Below are 17,232 nucleotides of genomic sequence, written 5' to 3'. Positions count from 1 at the left end.
TCTCTTTATGCCTTTTGTGGTAGCTTTTTTTAACCATAAAGAAACAAAGAGAACAAAGCTCAACTTGAGAATTGACCACCCATAAATAACACCAGCTCTATGTTTTTCTATGTGTCTATGTGGTTTAAAAATTTCTAACGAAAAAACCCCAAATCAATCGATCCAGGGTTCTAGCGCAAGAGGTTGGTTTAGAATTCAAATGTAAATCTTGCGAGTTCTTCCTTTTACGTCAGTTACTTCGAAATAGACATCCTCCGCATGGACTCCGTTCAGTCTATAATCTTTACGGAAACCTTCTGGTTGATCTACCATTTCCTCATGTACAATTCGGTCATCACTGACTTTTTTGATTTTAACTTCGACTCCAGCTTCCTCTAGGCCTATTACTAGTAAGTTGATAGTGAAATCATTTACTTTTTTGCCATAGGCCATCAAAGGATACACTATAGGAGCTGGATCAACTTTCTCCACGGTTTCTACGGTATAGGTCACTTGCTCATCTTCTGTTGTAATCATCACTTGATACTCCCCACATGGTAGGTCATTCAAATCATAAGGAACACGTAGATCCTCATTTGCTTTTACAGTACGTCTGTGTAGTCTTTTGCCAGACATATCATAAATGGCAATTTTTGCTTTGCCTACACCTTCTTTAAGGTGTACATCTATTTTTTTGTAAACAGCATGTACAGTTGATAATTCTTTCAAATCTTCTGGCCCATTGGCTGCAAAAGAACTGGTCGCTAAAAGTCCAGCTAGTGCGAATGTGAATAAGGTTTTCATAACATTGTTGGTTTAGAGTTATGCTTCACCCTGTTGCGAACCATGTACCAACTGTGCCATAAAGGCCTTTTCTAGCCATTTTGAAAGCTTAAATGCTTTTCAAAAATTAACACTTTCACAAAATATAATTTGGCTAAGCCTGCTTTGTTATCATAAGATGTGTTGTGAAAGTGATCGTTTTACCTGGAAATTGTATTGCGCCCGAACAGTTTATGACCTAACCGGTAAAAATACGGGTTACACTTTATTGCGAATGTTAGCAAAAATTAATTTTAAAAAAATTGTAAGTGCCTGAAATTAAATTGTTTAAAAAATAAAAACCTGTACGGTCGTGTACATGTCTTGTTCGCTGAGATACATAAATTTGATTTATGTCAAACCTTTTTCAACTCTAGGGAAAGTGCTTTCACCCGTTGTTTTATCTCAATACCAGCGATATCTAAGTTCATGGACGTCGCGGCAAGAAATTCATTGACTGCTCCAGTATGAATAGTAGACTTCCCTTCAGCTAGTGTCACATAGCGCATGGTTGTCCATAGAAGCGTTTTCAGTTGTGTCTCAGAATCATCAGTCATATAATACTCTAACACCACTGTATTATCGTTATGCCAGATGATCCGACTTTTGATACGTACCCACTCTCCTACCATGGCTGGTTTTACATAGGATATATTATGGTTATAGATCACCCAAGCAGCTTGGTATTTTTTGATGAAATCCATCATCTCCACTCCATATAACTTAGGAACCTGATCCTCCCGAGCATTGAAAAAGTAATCGAAGTACTTGGCATTGTTCAGGTGGCGCAGAGGATCACAATCCTGAAATCTGATCAAGACTCTGCTTTCTGTTTCCTTAGGGTAATGTTTCTCTGGGTTATATTCAAACATGATTAATCTAGTATAGCTGAACTTTCTATTAATATCACTCCTGCTTTTTTCATTTCTTCCAAGGCTTTATCTCCATCATCCTTAGCAAGATTTACTGCTTTGGTTGCATCGGAAATCAGGTATGTTTTGAAGCCCAAACTCACTGAATCCAATGCGGTGAACTTGACACAGTAATCCTGAGCAAGTCCGGTCACAAATACGTTCATTATTCCTTCGTTCTGCAAGAAATCTCCAAGCCCAGTATCTTCTCTTCGGGCATTATCGAAGAAACCTGAGTAGGAATCCACTTCAGGGTTTTTGCCTTTTTGGAAAATCGCTGTCCATCTGATGGGATTCAATTCCTCATGAAACTCCGCCCCTTCCGATCCCTGCACGCAGTGAACTGGCCAGAGAATTTGCGGCAAATCAGCTAACACAATCATTTCGCCTGGACTTTTCCCCTCATGATTTACGGCAAAACTCCCATGATCTGTTGGATGAAAATCCTGCGTGGCAACTATAAAATTGAATTTCTCCTGCAATGCATTGATCACAGGAATGATCTCATCACCATGCCTAACTGCCAAAGAGCCTTCGGGTAAAAAGTCATTTTGTACATCTACGATGAGAAGTGCACTATTTTTCAGATTCATTGCCATTGTCTACTTGTTTTGCTTTCATCACCAATTCCATCCTCAATTGATGCAGATTTTCCTCCAGACCAATTGGATACAAATGTGGATTCACCAATCTCTTGTGTGTCTTATCGAGCGATTCGAGCTGATTTTGCACTCTATCTCTGATCTGACTGATTGTAGGAAGCTTATATGTAAGCTTGCCTTTGGTGAAGATGGGTTTTAATAATATTTCCTCCTGATAGAATGCTGGCATCATACGCTTCCTCCTGGTAGGATCATTCGGATCTATAATCAATGCCGCCTGTGGATTCAGTTCTTGGTCTTCTAGATAAATCATATCAGCGACTGCTTTTCCTTTAGAGAAGAAACGCTTGACCGTATGTAATCCAGGTATGTTGATTTTTATGGATTGCTGTGAAAGTTTGATTTTAGGAACCCAAGTCCCCTTTTCATCACGGATAGCAGAGAGTTTGTATACTCCCCCAAGCGCTGGCTGGTCGAATGCAGTGACCAATTTCGTCCCTACACCCCACACATTGATTGAGGATTCTTGTCCTTTCAAGGAAGTAATAATATTCTCATCCAGATCATTGGAAGCGACAATTTTAGCATCAGGAAAACCAGCTTCATCGAGCATTTCTCGCGCTACATTGCTGAAATAAGCCAAGTCACCGGAGTCTATACGGATACCGACCATTTCTTTTCCTTTGCTTCGCAAAGCTTTCCCAACTTTGATGGCATTCTTGATTCCATTCACCGTGTCGTAAGTATCTACAAGGAAAATAGATTGATCGGGAAAGGCATCCGCATAGGCTTCAAAAGCTTCCATTTCTGTCTCAAAGGACATAATCCAGCTATGAGCATGCGTACCTGATACAGGAATTCCAAAAAGCTTCCCCGCCATCACATTACTTGTGGACGTGCATCCGCCTATATAAGCAGCTCTGGAAGCAGCTAGACCACCATCTATACCTTGAGCTCGGCGCAGTCCGAATTCCAACACAGGCTCACCCTGAGCGGCCAAGTTGATTCGTGCTGCCTTGGTAGCAATTAGACTTTGAAAGTTGATAATATTCAAAAGTGGGGTTTCCAATAATTGACATTGGATCAAGGGCCCTTTCACACGTATTAAAGGAGTATTAGGAAACACGACAGTTCCTTCTTCCACAGCATCAATATCACAGCTGAATTTCATTTTTCTGAGGTAATCCAGAAAACCAGTTTCAAACAAAACCTGATCATCCTTCCCTTTCATCGTAGCCAGATAACTCAAGTCTTCCTCACTGAACTTGAAGTTGTTGCAGTAATCAACTATGTAATCCAAGCCGGCAGCTACGGTGAATCCACCCTGAAATGGATGTTTTCGAAAGAAAAGGTTGAACACTGCTTCCTGCTCTGCTTTGCCAGACTTCCAGTACGCGTAAGCCATGGTGAGCTGATAAAAATCTGTCAGAAGCGCCAGAGAGCCTTGATATAGGTCTTTCGTGATTTTCATTTTTCGTTTTTAGCTTGATTCAAAAATAACCCTCATTCCCTTCATGTCCAATACATTTAAGAAACTTGCTTCACCCGCATATTCAGTAAAATTCCTAATAATACAAGCCCCATACCCACGTAAGCCAGTGCATTGAAAGTCTCCTCAAAGAAGAAGAAACCGAATATCAATGCATACACAATTCCAATATAGGTAAGGCTTGCCACCTTAGACACGTTGGCGTTTTGGTAAGCAATGGTCAAGAAATACTGCGCTGTCTGGGTGCAAATGCCTATGAAAAGTAAGATTGCCCAATCCCAGCCCACTGGATTGACCCAGCCAAACGCTGATACAATCAACGCAAATGGTAAAGTCACTAAGGGGAAATAGAAAATGATCACCAAGGGATGCTCGGTATTCTTCAACTTGCGGATGACATTATAGGCTAAGCCAGAAAATATCGCGGAAATAATCCCTACTACTGCCCAAAAGGTATCTACTCTCGCATCAACTCCTTGAATCACCAGAACTCCAGCAAAAGATATGGTAAAGAATAAGAACTGAATGGGCTTTACTTTTTCTTTCAGTAAGAAAATGCCAAATACTGTGGTGAATATTGGTGACAAATATTGTATGGTCACTGCACTGGCTAGCGGTATATTTTGTAGCGTATAGAAGAAGGAAATCAAACCTATTGAGCCAACTATTCCACGGATAATCAGCCATTTTTTATTATTACCAAAGACATTTATCTTTTGCTTTTTCAGCACTAAATAACTGAACACCAGCGAGAAAATAGATCTGAAGACAATGATTTCTATGGCGGGAATATGTGGAATGTACTTGACAGAGACATTCATCAGAGCGAAAAATATACCAGCCAATAGCATGGACTGGACACTGTTAATCTTCAAAATAGTAACTTTTCAGAGTGATGTTTTTCTAAGGAATTTAGCTTGTTAATAGTTCAAAATATTTCACAAAAACCAAATCCCTTACGAACCATTCTTCGCGACTTGGGTTTTACTGTCTATGGCATTGAAAAAAGGAGAAACTGCACCGGAATTTAATTTGAAATCTACGGGCGCTAAATCAATCGATTCCTCCAAGGATTTGAAAGGAAAAGCATTTGTACTTTATGTTTATCCGAAGGATTTCACAAAAGTGTGTACGGCGGAGGCTTGTGAATTCAGAGATCAATTTGAAGCTTTTCGAGATCTGGACATTCCTGTTCTAGGCATCAGCAAGGATGATATAGCGACACACGAGCGATTTAAAAAGGAGCACAAACTTCCTTTTGACTTGCTTTCTGATCCTACTGGCGAAGTTTGCAAATCTTACGATGCACTCATTCCCCTGATCAAAATGCCCAAGCGTATTACTTACCTCATTGATAAAGATCATAAGATTGAAGCTGCATTTTCTGATATGTTTGAGTCAAAAGGACATATCGAAGAGATGCTGAAGAATCTACAGAAGTAGAGAAAGTCTCCCGCAAGGGCACTCCCGATAGCTATCGGGAGGCGCAGTTTTTTTTCTCGCAGCGACGCGGCGGCGCAACGTTTAAAATCCTTTTATTTGTCACCCTGAGCGAAGTAAAACCCTGACTACTTCAGGGAGGTCTAAAGACTTAAGTTAAAATGGGAAAAATCTCCAATCTCTTTTCTCTCCAATCTTCCGTCCTCAATCTAAAATCTTGTGTCTAAAATCTAACGTCTTCAAAGAATCAACCCATCCTGCATTACAACTTTTCTATCAGCCATGGCAGCTAACTCTTCATTATGAGTTACGATCACGAAAGCTTGACCCAGTTCTTTGCGTAGCGTGAAAAACAATTCATGAAGTCCTTTGGCATTTTGAGTATCCAAGTTCCCACTGGGCTCATCTGCAAACACTACCGCCGGGCTATTTATTAAAGCTCTTGCCACAGCTACTCGTTGCTGCTCACCTCCTGAAAGTGTGGATGGCTTATGATCCAAACGATGGGAGATTCCTAGCAATTCTGCGAGTTCGCCTGATTTTTTGGTCAGTGAATCGGTAGATGCCTGACCTATCAGTCCAGGAATCATAATATTTTCTTGAGCTGTAAATTCCGGAAGCAGGTTATGAAATTGAAAAATAAAGCCAATCCGCTCATTTCTGAATTTCGCCAACTCCTCTCCTTTTAGATTGAGAAGTTTTTTTCCATCCATCTCCAACGTACCCTGATCCGGATGATCCAACGTCCCTAGAATATGGAGTAAAGTGCTTTTCCCAGCTCCAGAAGAACCGACTATGGAAACTATTTCAGAAGTTAAAATTTCTAGATCTACCCCTTTTAATACTTGAAGGCTTCCATAGGATTTATGGATTCCATTGGCTTTCAGCATGCTAACATTTTTAATCAGTTCAAAAATAGGACAAATGCCTTTCTCAGTAGGGAATTAACGGCTTTTTTTATCAAAAAAGGAAAAAGGCAGGTTGATTTATAGATGGCTAGACCTTAACTTCGCACAAAAATTTCCAAAGGATGAAATCGAGCATGACTGAAAAGTCACAGGGGTAAAACACCCAAGTATGCGAGATTCCATGTGACATTTGAGAAAAAAATCATACACACATGAATATTCACGAATATCAGGCTAAAGAAGTATTAAAAGGTTACGGAGTCCGTATTCAGGAAGGTATAGTCGCCGACACACCTGAAGCAGCTCATGCAGCAGCGGTTAAGTTGAACGAGCAAACTGGTACTAGCTGGTTTGTGATCAAAGCTCAGATTCACGCAGGTGGTCGTGGAAAAGGCAAAGTCAATGAGACTGGTTCTAACGGTGTGGTTCTAGCCAAGAAATTGGAAGACGTCGCTGAAAAGGCTAAAAACATCCTTGGTGGTACATTGGTAACTCACCAGACTGGCCCAGAAGGAAAAGTTGTAAATAAGGTTTTGGTAGCTGAGGATGTGTATTATCCAGGTGCTTCCGAGCCAAAAGAATATTACCTATCTATCCTTTTGGATAGAGCTACGGGTAGCAATGTAATCATGGCCTCTACTGAAGGTGGAATGGACATCGAGGAAGTTGCTGAGAACTCTCCTGAGAAAATCATGAAAGAGTGGATCGACCCTAAAGTTGGTCTTCAGCCTTTCCAAGCTAGAAAAGTAGCTTTTGCTCTTGGTCTATCTGGTAATGCTTTCAAAGAAATGGTGAAATTTATCACTGCTCTTTACAATGCATACGAAGGAACTGATTCTTCTCAGTTTGAAATCAACCCAGTATTGAAAACGTCTGATGATAAGATCTTGGCAGTAGATGCTAAAGTGAACATCGACGACAATGCACTTTACAGACAAAAAGGTTTGGCAGCATTGAGAGATGTGGCTGAAGAAGATCCATTAGAAGTAGAAGCTGGAGAATCAGGTTTGAACTATGTGAAACTTGACGGAAACGTAGGTTGCATGGTCAATGGCGCTGGTCTTGCGATGGCTACTATGGATATGATCAAATTGGTAGGTGGCGAACCTGCTAACTTCCTTGACGTGGGTGGAGGGGCAAATGCCACTACTGTAGAGGCTGGTTTCAGAATCATCCTTCAGGACCCTAATGTAAAAGCGATCTTGATCAACGTATTCGGTGGTATCGTAAGATGCGACAGAATTGCTAGCGGTGTAGTAGAAGCTTACAAAACTATCGGAGACATCAGAGTTCCTATCATCGTAAGATTACAAGGAACAAATGCTGCTGAAGGCGCTAAAATCATTGATGATTCAGGATTGAAAGTATTCTCTGCCATCACTTTGAAAGAAGCTGCTGACAAAGTACAGGCTGTACTCGAAGCATAATTAATAAGTGTATTGAGGAGCAATCCTCAATACATCATGCACTCGTAGTTCAACTGGATAGAATATCAGATTTCGGCTCTGAGGGTTGAGGGTTCGAATCCTTCCGAGTGCACAAAAGCCCTAGATTTCGGTCTAGGGCATACTATAATTAGATCCTTGAAATTGAAAAATTCAAGCGATAATCTTAGAAAAATTAATTTAGATATTGATTTAAAAGACTGATAACCAACATATTAACTATCAGATCGGTTAATATCAACAACTTCATAAAAAACCTGTAAAGAAATTCTTTACAGGTTTTTTTTATGATCAATACCCCCAAAATCTTTATAATTACCTGTAATTCCATTGCGTCAATCGTGTAGTTCACCTACACGAAAAAAAGACGCACTGGCGAGAACTTAGTCAATTGATTACCAACATGTTCAATAAGTGAACCTCTTGCGATTTAGAGCTTGTATTCCGACATTTATTTCACTAAACTAATCATGTTAGAAAAAAGCTTCGGATTGCTCTTCTTCTTGAAACAATCCAAAAAAAATCAAAATGGCGAAAGGTATATCTACCTTCGAATCACTGTCGATAGAATATCCAAAGAACTCTCTACTAAGAGATTATGGAAGACTTCACGATGGAATGCGGCTGCCGGGAGAGCTGAGGGCAATAATCAGGACAGCAAAACCCTCAACGTTTATCTTGAAACACTTTATTTTAAAGCATTACAGGCTAAAAAGCACCTGATCGATACAGATAGAGAAGTTTCTTCCGAAGCCATTAAAAACTTTTTATTAGGGATCGGCGAAAAGAAGAGGATGATTATTGAAATTTTTCATGATCATAATAGTCAAGTAAAATCCCTGATTGGCAAAGAATATACCCCCGCTACCTTGCAACGCTATCTTACTACTTTGGATCATACACTATGCTTTATCCGCTGGAAATACGATAAGGAAGATATGGATATACAGCTTTTGGATTACGATTTTATTTCCTCTTTCTCTTTCTGGTTAAAGACAGTCAAAAACTGTAATCATAACACTACAATGAAATATCTGACCAATTTCAAGAAGATCGTATTGATTTGCGTAAAAAATGGATGGTTAATCAGAAATCCATTTCTCCAATTTAAAATGGTAAAAAAAGAAGTAATCAGATCAATTCTGACAGAGGGAGAAATCCAAAAAATTTCTGAAAAAATCTTCGTAACAGACCGTCTGAATCATGTTCGTGATATTTTTCTATTCAGTTGTTATACTGGCCTCGCATACATTGATGTTAAAAATTTGGGAAAAAATCAGATAGTTATTGGAATTGATGGAGAACTCTGGATACATACTCATCGCCAAAAAACGAATTCTCCCACTCGATTACCACTTCTCCCTAAAGCACTTCAACTGATCAATAAGTACAAAACACATGAGATGTGTATTAGTGGGAAGCATGTACTACCTGTACTAAGTAACCAGAAAATGAATTCCTATTTAAAGGAAATAGCAGATGTCTGTGGCATCAATAAGCCCCTAACTTTTCATATTGCTCGCCATACTTTTGCTACGACCATTACATTAGGTAATGGAGTACCTATCGAAACAGTATCGAAAATGCTAGGGCACAAATCCATAACGCAAACCCAGCATTATGCAAAAATCCTGGATACAAAGATAAGTTTTGACATGCAGGCACTCAGGGAAAAATTACAATGAAATCGAGACTGACCTCTTTTATAGTTAGAAATCTGAAACTCGAAAATGAATCTTAAATTGAACAACAACAATGGAAAATCTAATCGAAATATATCAGGGAAGTGATGGACAGACTCAAATTGAGGTGAAATTTGAGGAGGAAACTGTTTGGCTATCTCAAGTTCAAATGGCCACTTTATTCAACCAAAGCAAACAAAATATCAGTTTGCACATCAATAACTGCTATAAAGAAGGTGAATTGGAACAAGAGGCAACTGTCAAGGATTCCTTGACAGTTCAGAATGAAGGCAAAAGAAAAGTTGAGCGTAAAATAAACTATTACAATTTAGACGTCATCATTTCTGTTGGTTATCGGGTCAAATCACAACATGGCACTCAATTCCGCCAATGGGCAACCCAACGACTCAAAGATTTCCTTGTTCAGGGCTATGCAATCAATGAAATTAGGCTTTCTCAAAAGCAACAAGAAGTCAGGACCCTGAAAGACGGAATCCGGATCCTAAGCCGTGCAATTGAACAAAAAGCACAAGATCAAAACTTGGACTGGCTTATTCACTTTGCAAAAGGGCTTGAGTTACTGGATGATTATGATCATGAGAACCTTGATAAAAAAGGATTAACTAAAAGACAGGCAAACTATCCTGAGTTAGCTCACTACCAAGAAGTGATCTTCGCTATGAGATCAGATTTTGAATCCGGAGTATTTGGGAAGGAAAAAGACGGAAGCTTTGAGAGCGCAGTTGCACAGATTAGCAAGGGTTTTGGTGAAGAGGATTTCTACCCAACACTTGAGGAAAAAGCCGCTACCCTTCTCTACCTGATCGTCAAAAATCACGGATTCGTTGATGGCAACAAACGGATAGCCGCAGCGTGTTTTCTTCTCTTTTTGCAGTCAAATGAGCTATTGCATAATGAGGAAGGTGTTTCGATAATCAGCAATGATGCACTAGCCTGCTTAACCTTGTTCATTGCTTCAAGTAAACCAGAGGAAATGGTGACCGTCAAGAAATTAGTGATCAGCGTATTGAATAGGAATAACTAATTTCTCAAGAGTTTAAAGATATCGAGTAGTAAAATGAGTATATACATTACTTTTCGGTAAAAAAATTCATCAGTAGACACTTCACTATTCATCAGGTAAAATCAAGAACTAGAAGCTTCAAAAAACGGTGGTCCCAAGTTTTTGAGACTATTTTTGTAATACTCCAGTATGGGTATAAGCTATTTAGCCGTACTTTCTATACGAGTCATTTTTTCATTTCTCCTCCATAGGAAAAGAAAACATTTGATTTGAAGTATAAATTAAATTCCTTTGCAAGCGGTGCGCACTTTCTCCAAGATAATAGCTCGATTTCTACTCAGCATGTTCTGCTTGTTCATGTTGCATCAATTGGCGCCCCATTCTCATCACCAGCATGAAGTAGAAGTTCTCTCAGATCATCATGCTCACGACCATGAAAAAACTGCGCATGAGCATCATTCAGACGAGAAAAGTCCATTAGACTTTCTTTCCATACTTTTTTCTAATCATGCCCATTCACAGCAGCTAGTTGATCATTCTCCTTCACAAGCACAGTCTATCGAAAATAACGTAGACAAAAGCAAAGTTCAGAGAACGATCCCAGAACTTTTTCGAGTACCAGTTATTGAGATTAGGCCAGCTTTAGAAAAGAATGTTCCTGAATCGTTAAGGATACCTAAGAACACCTACTTTGTTTCGATTGCCCTTCGAGGGCCCCCTTCATTAGGATAAATCAATCTTTGATGACTTATCAAAGTCAATGAAATAAGCTTTCATTGAGAACTATTGATTCATTCTAAATTCAACTTCATGTTAAAAAATAATGTACTCGCTTTTTGCGTGTGCTTATTTTCGTTTGTTGCTGTAGCTCAGTCTCCCAGTACAAAGGATGCTTTACAGCAAATCGAACAGAATAATGCCACCCTAAAGGCTTTTTCTTCCTTCTTGGAAAGTAGAAAGCTATCGCAAAAAGCATCAAATAACCTTCCAGATCCACAGGCCGGCGCATATTACCTACCCTTTGGAAATCATGCATCAGGAGATTATTCGGAGTTTCAAATTACCCAGTCCTTTGAATTCCCAACGGTATACAGCTCTCGAGGTAACCTCATTGAGATGCAAGAAGCACAGAGTGCCATGGAATACCAGTTGAAGCGGCAAGAGGTATTACTTCCTGCTGTCAACCTCTTAAATGAACTGATTTTCTTGGCCAAAAAGGAGAAGGTTGAGCAAGTCAGAGTATTGCAGTCGAAGAAGCTATTTGATCAGACTAATGAGCTCTTTGAGCTAGAGCAAGCCGGTATTCTGGAACTCAATAAGGCTAAAATCGCCTGGATTCAAGAACAGTTCAAGCTGGATATTTTGGATGCTGATCGAAAAAAGATCATGCTTCAAATTCAAAACCTGAATGGAGGAAATGAGCTGCAATTTGCTCAAAATGATTACTCGAGCTCTCTGACTATTGATGATTCAGAAAGTTTATGGCTAGAAAAAATGCAGGTAGACCCTGAATTGAAAGTCCTTTTGGAGCAAGAAAAAGTCGCTCAACAGCGAATCAAACTTTCTAAAAGTAAGTCACTTCCTAATCTAACTGCAGGATATAACTACCAAGGAGTTTCTGGGTCTAACTACTCAGGTATTTATGGAGGAGTTTCTATTCCCTTGTGGAGTAGCCGAAATACCGTCAAGGCCGCTGAGGCAAACTATGATTACCAAAAGTCTTTTACACAAGTCCAAACAGATGAGATGCATACTGCTTTTCTGGGTGAATATGAAGTGTATCAGGCGATGCTAAATAAATATCAGGAATACCAGTCCACTCTTCAGTCCTTGGACAGTGAAGCATTATTGCTTCAGGCATTTGAATTGGGTGAACTTTCTTATATGCAGTATTACCTCGAATTGCAATTTTATCAGCAGGCAATCGACTCCATGTTGGAAATGGAAAAACAATTAAATCAAACCAAAGCTGAGCTATTAAAACATCAATTATAACATACAAAACTAAGAAAATATGAAAATCTCAAATATTCTATTCGCACTTCTATTGATCGTTTCTGTCTCATGTGGCAACAAAAAAACAGATGACGATCACGGTCACGAACATGCCACTGAAGAAGAACACGGTCATGCACATGAAGAAGAGGATGCCGATCATCATCAGGAAGAATTCAAGGTAGAAAAAGATTCTGCGGTGCATACCCATGAAGATGGAGCTACTCACAGTGATCATTAATCTATTCAAAGGATATTGATTATGCGATATGTAATTCTAATGATTACACTCCTCCTTGCCTCATGTCAGGCAAAGGAAGAGGATGATCATGCTCATGATGCAAATGGCGGTCATGAAGTAGAAGCAGCGGAAATTCCTACTGTGGATGCTACGGTATGGACGGATAAAACAGAGTTGTTTGTTGAATATCCCGCTTTGGTGGTTGGAGCTACTAGTCGATTTGCTGCTCACTTTACCATCATGGACAAGCATCAACCTGTCCGTGAGGGCACATTGACGGTAAGTCTAATCAAAGGTGAAACTGGAATTCGTAATACTGCTGAAGCACCGGATTCTCCGGGTATTTTCAAGCCCTCTTTGCAGCCAAAGGAAGCAGGGGTTTATCAATTGGTATTTGAGCTAAAAACACCTACTGTAACAGATCGAGTTGTAATTAATCAGGTTACAGTTTATGCTACTTTGGAAGATGCGATAAAAGCATTAGGCACAGAGGAAGTTGATGACGGCTCCATTACTTTTCTGAAAGAGCAGGCATGGAAAATAGATTTTCAAACTGCAAAAGTTGTAGAAAAGGAAATCTATGAGACTATCCCTACTTCAGGAAGATGGAAAGTATCTCCTTCGGATTATCAGACGCTTATCGCGACAACCAGTGGGAAAGTGACTTTCAACAGCAATAATCTCAACGAAGGGATGAAAGTACAAAAAGGCCAATTACTGATGTCTGTAAGCAGTTCCGGATTGACTTCAAATAATCTTTCAGCAGAAATACGAAAAGCGAAAGCTGATTTTGATCAGGCAAGTCTAGAATATGAGCGTAAGAAACAGCTGTTTGAATCCAAGATAGTTCCCAAGTCCGAATTTGAGCTGGTGGAGCAGAAGTACCTGGTTGCCAAGTCAACCTATGAAACGCTCAGCGCTGGCTATACATCCAGTGGCAAGCAAATCGTTGCACCATTTGAGGGCTATGTGAAATCCATTGCCGTAAATAATGGCGCATATGTTTCTGAAGGCGCAAGTTTGGTGACCATTACCAGTCATAAAACCAGTCTCTTGGAAGTCCAAGTGAGCCCATCCTATGCAACTCAGCTACAGAATATTCATGATATCTACTATCAAACTAGACCTGACCATTGGTCAAGCCTGAAGACAACCCAAGGTAAAGTGTTATCCGTGGGTAAAGAAGTGGAACGTGATCAACCCTTGCTGTCGGTATTTGCAGAAATCAATGATGTGGTGGAAATGCCTGAAGGTAGCTTCACTGAGGTTCAAATAGCTTTTGGCTTGTCCAAATCGGCATCAGTTATTCCTGAATCCGCATTGCTGGAAGACTACGGGAATTATTCTGTGATCGTAGAACTGTCGGGAGAAAGCTTTGAAAGAAGAGCTGTACGGATAGGCAGAAGAAATGGGAAAGAAGTTGAAATTTTAGATGGAGTGAAGGTTGGTGAAGTGGTCGTTACACGTGGAGCATATCAGGTGAAGATGGCTTCTATGTCAGGACAGGCACCAGCGCATGGCCATGAACATTAATGTATCGAAGCTATGCTAAATAAAATCTTATCTATTTCACTTCACAATAGATTGTTAGTGCTTTTTGGTGCTGTTGTACTCAGTATAACAGGACTGTTTTTGGCACGAACGATGAATGTGGATGTGTTTCCTGATCTGACAGCACCGACTGTTACGATCTTGACAGAAGCACATGGGATGGAATCAGAAGAAGTAGAAAAACTGGTTACATACCAGTTGGAGACAGCAATGAACGGTTCTCCCAATGTCAGAAGAATTCGTTCTTCATCGGCTGCGGGAATATCGATTGTGTGGATAGAATTTGACTGGGGCACTGATATTTATCGTGCCCGGCAAATTGTGAGTGAGCGAATTCCTATGGTTCAGGAAAATTTACCTGATGGAGTAAGTACTCCCACGATGGCACCTATCTCATCTATCATGGGTGAAATCATGCTTTTGGGAGTAACCTCGGATAGTCTTTCTCCCATGGAATTACGCACCCTGGCAGATTGGACCATTCGCCCACGAATCAAATCCATAGGTGGAATTGCAAATGTGGTGGTGATCGGAGGTGACTTCAAGCAATACCAAGTTTTTGCCAATCCTGAAAAACTGAAATACTACGATGTCACGCTTGGAGAATTGTTGGAAAAAGTAACCGAGTCCAATATAAATGTTCCTGGAGGTGTATTGAATGAATTTGGAAATCAATACATCATCAAAGGAAGTGGCAGAGCGTATGCAGTGGAAGATTTGCAAGAGGCAGTATTGAAGCAGATAAATGGACAATCCATAAAAATAAAAGATGTAGCCACCGTGCAGATCGGAGCAGCAGACAAAATCGGAGATGGATCTCTGAATGCATCCCCAGCTGTGATTCTGACTGTTTCTAAGCAACCTGATGTCAACACTTTGGAACTTACTGAAAGTCTTGATCTGGCAATTGCAGATTTGCAAAATACGCTGCCAGCTGGTGTGGAAATTAAAAGTCACATCTTCAGGCAGTCTGATTTCATCGAGTCTTCTATTTCGAATTTGAACCAAACTTTACTTGAGGGAGCATTTTTCGTGGTGCTTGTCCTTTTCATCTTCTTGATGAATTGGCGAACTACGGTAATCTCTTTAGTTGCAATTCCAATTTCGTTGTTGGTATCCGTGATCGTTTTAAACCTTTTGGGATATACGATCAATACCATGAGTTTAGGAGGGATGGCCATTGCGATAGGTGCATTGGTGGATGATGCGATAATAGATGTTGAGAATGTATTCAAAAGATTGAGAGAGAACGTTCGGAAGCCTATTGAACAGCGTCAGTCAGTGCTAAAAGTAGTTCGGGATGCTTCGGTTGAGATCCGTAGTTCGATCATAATTGCCACGCTGATTATCATTGTTTCTTTTATTCCGCTTTTCTTTTTAAGTGGTATGGAAGGACGATTATTACAGCCTTTGGGAATTGCATTTATCACCTCAGTTTTGACTTCATTGATCGTAGCAGTGACGGTAACTCCCGTTCTTTGTTCCTATTTGTTGAAAAATGAAAAGGTACTTGAAAAACAAGCGGAAGGAACCAAAGTAGAACGATGGTTACAAAAGCACTATTCCGCAGTCTTACGCAGAGCCCTGGAAATTCCCAAATGGATCATAGGTCTGACTACTGCTGCATTTATAGTAAGCTTAATCCTTTTCTCACAGCTCGGACGAAGCTTTCTTCCTGAGTTCAATGAGGGATCGCTAGTGATCAGTGTAGTGGGTATTCCTGGAATGTCATTGGAAGAAAGTAACAAAACCGGTCTTTTGGTAGAGCAAATACTCTTAGACATGCCTGAGGTGAATGTGGTTACCAGAAGAACAGGACGGGCAGAGTTGGATGAGCATGCTCAGGGGGTAAACGCCGCTGAAATCGATGTTCCGTTTGTGCTTTCAGATAAAACCAAAGAAGAGTTTTTCGAAGAAGTGCGAACTAAACTGAGTTTGGTTCCTGGTGCAAGTATCACCCTTGGGCAACCAATTGCACACCGGATTGACCATATGCTTTCTGGTACACGCGCTAATATTGCCATCAAAGTCTTTGGCTCTGATCTACAGCGCTTGTTTGAGGTGGGGAAGAATATCGAAACGAGCATCAAGTCAATTGAGGGTATTGCCGATGTGGCAGTAGATCAGCAAGTAGAAGTTCCTCAACTCAGGATTACTCCGAATCGGCAATTACTGGCAGCAAACGGAATGACAGTGTCTGATTTGATGGAGCAGGTTGATATTGCTTTTGCAGGCGAAAAGGCAGGCGAGATTTATGAAGGTCAAAAGTACTTTGATCTGGTAGTAAGATTTAGACCTGAATCCAGAAATACTAAAGCTAGTATTGACAAAGCTTTGATTTCCTTGCCTAATGGAGGTCAAATCCCCTTAAATCAGCTTGCAAGTATAGCGTCTGTAAGTAGTCCAAATACCATAAGCCGAGAAAATGTTCAACGGAAAATTGTGGTTGCTGCCAATGTGCAAGGCAGGGACCTTCGATCTGTCGTCAATGAGATCCAACAAATCATTGGAGATCAAATTCAGCTTCCAGAAGGATATCGTGTCGAGTATGATGGGCAGTTTGAGAGTGAGGCCAAAGCTTCTCAGCTTCTATTAATCACTGCAGGTATGGCAGTCTTGGTTATTTTCCTTTTGTTGTATTACGAGTTTCAGGATATTAAACTTTCCTTGGTGGTGCTACTCAATTTGCCTTTAGCGCTGATTGGAGGAATCTTGATTGTGTATTTCACTTCCGGAGTTGTCAGTATTGCCGCTACTATTGGTTTTATCAGCTTGTTTGGTATTGCGACAAGAAATGGAATCCTACTTGTATCAAGGTATGAAGACCTGAGAAAGGAAGGGAAAGGTGGATCTGAACTGTTGCTTGAAGGTGCATTGGATCGTCTCAATCCAATTCTAATGACAGCCTTAACTACAGGGTTGGCACTCATTCCTTTGGCACTAAAAGGTAATGAAGCTGGAAATGAGATTCAAAGCCCAATGGCTATCGTTATTTTGGGAGGATTGCTTACTGCCACCTTACTTAATCTATTTGTGATTCCGTGTGTTTACGAACTGGTTCTGAAAAAGGAAAACAGGCAATTAGATAACTAGAATAAATGCCCCGTTGCTTTTGCTGCGGGGCATTTCTAGTATAGCACAAT

15 protein-coding genes and 1 tRNA gene are annotated in these 17,232 nt (G+C 40.3%); 9 read left to right on the top strand and 7 right to left on the bottom strand.

Going from position 1 to position 17,232, the window contains the following annotated elements; all coding sequences use genetic code 11:
* Positions 1-195: 195 nt before the first annotated feature.
* The 5 genes from BM291_RS11790 to BM291_RS11770 form a co-directional block, all read right to left on the bottom strand.
* Positions 196-783: a T9SS type A sorting domain-containing protein gene (locus tag BM291_RS11790; protein WP_092897622.1), complete on the bottom strand. Its 588-nt coding sequence runs from the start codon at positions 781-783 to the stop codon at positions 196-198.
* A 374-nt stretch (positions 784-1,157) separates the two neighbouring features.
* On the bottom strand, positions 1,158-1,673 hold the full coding sequence (locus BM291_RS11785; protein ID WP_092897620.1) for an acyl-CoA thioesterase: 516 nt from the start codon (positions 1,671-1,673) through the stop codon (positions 1,158-1,160).
* A 2-nt stretch (positions 1,674-1,675) separates the two neighbouring features.
* Entirely contained in the window at positions 1,676-2,311 is a 636-nt protein-coding gene (gene pncA / locus BM291_RS11780; RefSeq protein WP_092897618.1) for a bifunctional nicotinamidase/pyrazinamidase, read from the bottom strand.
* Positions 2,289-3,785 (bottom strand): nicotinate phosphoribosyltransferase, encoded by a 1,497-nt coding sequence (locus tag BM291_RS11775; RefSeq protein ID WP_092897616.1) that lies wholly within the window; start codon positions 3,783-3,785, stop codon positions 2,289-2,291. The genes pncA and BM291_RS11775 overlap by 23 nt, the downstream gene beginning before the upstream one ends.
* 56 nt (positions 3,786-3,841) lie before the next feature.
* Positions 3,842-4,654 carry a DMT family transporter gene (locus BM291_RS11770; protein ID WP_092897614.1) on the bottom strand — a complete coding sequence of 271 codons (813 nt, stop codon included), beginning with the start codon at positions 4,652-4,654 and terminating at the stop codon, positions 3,842-3,844.
* Positions 4,655-4,796: 142 nt separating this feature from the next.
* Here BM291_RS11770 and BM291_RS11765 point away from each other — a divergent pair, with 142 nt between their 5' ends.
* Positions 4,797-5,246, top strand: a complete 450-nt coding sequence (locus BM291_RS11765; protein WP_092897612.1) for a peroxiredoxin — start codon at positions 4,797-4,799, stop codon at positions 5,244-5,246.
* 236 nt (positions 5,247-5,482) lie between these two features.
* Here BM291_RS11765 and BM291_RS11760 read toward each other — a convergent pair whose 3' ends face one another.
* The gene (locus tag BM291_RS11760; RefSeq protein ID WP_092897610.1) at positions 5,483-6,133 is read right to left on the bottom strand and encodes an ABC transporter ATP-binding protein; all 651 of its coding nucleotides are present in this window, start codon (positions 6,131-6,133) and stop codon (positions 5,483-5,485) included.
* Between the two features lie 230 nt (positions 6,134-6,363).
* On the opposite strand from BM291_RS11760, the gene sucC reads away from it, so the two are divergent.
* The 4 genes from sucC to rhuM all read left to right on the top strand — a co-directional run bounded on the left by sucC (position 6,364) and on the right by rhuM (position 10,323).
* Positions 6,364-7,578, top strand: a complete 1,215-nt coding sequence (gene sucC / locus BM291_RS11755; protein WP_092897608.1) for an ADP-forming succinate--CoA ligase subunit beta — start codon at positions 6,364-6,366, stop codon at positions 7,576-7,578.
* A 38-nt stretch (positions 7,579-7,616) separates the two neighbouring features.
* Positions 7,617-7,690 (top strand) — tRNA-Arg (locus BM291_RS11750).
* A 376-nt stretch (positions 7,691-8,066) separates the two neighbouring features.
* The gene (locus BM291_RS11745; RefSeq protein ID WP_092897606.1) at positions 8,067-9,281 is read left to right on the top strand and encodes a site-specific integrase; all 1,215 of its coding nucleotides are present in this window, start codon (positions 8,067-8,069) and stop codon (positions 9,279-9,281) included.
* 70 nt (positions 9,282-9,351) lie between these two features.
* Positions 9,352-10,323, top strand: coding sequence for a virulence RhuM family protein/type II toxin-antitoxin system death-on-curing family toxin (gene rhuM, locus BM291_RS11740; protein ID WP_092897604.1), 972 nt, complete (start codon positions 9,352-9,354; stop codon positions 10,321-10,323).
* A gap of 334 nt (positions 10,324-10,657) precedes the next feature.
* Here the strand turns inward: rhuM and BM291_RS22410 are convergent, their stop codons facing one another.
* Positions 10,658-10,780 (bottom strand): hypothetical protein, encoded by a 123-nt coding sequence (locus BM291_RS22410; protein WP_262481218.1) that lies wholly within the window; start codon positions 10,778-10,780, stop codon positions 10,658-10,660.
* 332 nt (positions 10,781-11,112) lie between these two features.
* On the opposite strand from BM291_RS22410, the gene BM291_RS11730 reads away from it, so the two are divergent.
* The 4 genes from BM291_RS11730 to BM291_RS11715 are packed head-to-tail and all read left to right on the top strand — an operon-like array spanning position 11,113 to position 17,182.
* On the top strand, positions 11,113-12,297 hold the full coding sequence (locus tag BM291_RS11730) for a TolC family protein (RefSeq protein ID WP_092897600.1): 1,185 nt from the start codon (positions 11,113-11,115) through the stop codon (positions 12,295-12,297).
* Positions 12,298-12,316: 19 nt separating this feature from the next.
* Complete coding sequence (locus BM291_RS11725) at positions 12,317-12,538, top strand: hypothetical protein (RefSeq protein WP_092897598.1); 222 nt, start codon at positions 12,317-12,319, stop codon at positions 12,536-12,538.
* A gap of 39 nt (positions 12,539-12,577) precedes the next feature.
* Positions 12,578-14,071, top strand: a complete 1,494-nt coding sequence (locus tag BM291_RS11720) for an efflux RND transporter periplasmic adaptor subunit (RefSeq protein ID WP_245786849.1) — start codon at positions 12,578-12,580, stop codon at positions 14,069-14,071.
* Between the two features lie 12 nt (positions 14,072-14,083).
* Positions 14,084-17,182, top strand: a complete 3,099-nt coding sequence (locus BM291_RS11715; RefSeq protein ID WP_092897594.1) for an efflux RND transporter permease subunit — start codon at positions 14,084-14,086, stop codon at positions 17,180-17,182.
* The last annotated feature ends 50 nt before the right edge of the window (positions 17,183-17,232 follow it).

This window comes from Algoriphagus aquimarinus (genome assembly GCF_900112005.1).
GTDB lineage: Bacteria > Bacteroidota > Bacteroidia > Cytophagales > Cyclobacteriaceae > Algoriphagus > Algoriphagus aquimarinus.
Note: the sequence above shows the minus strand (reverse complement) of the source record. Positions and strands in the feature narration are given on the sequence as shown.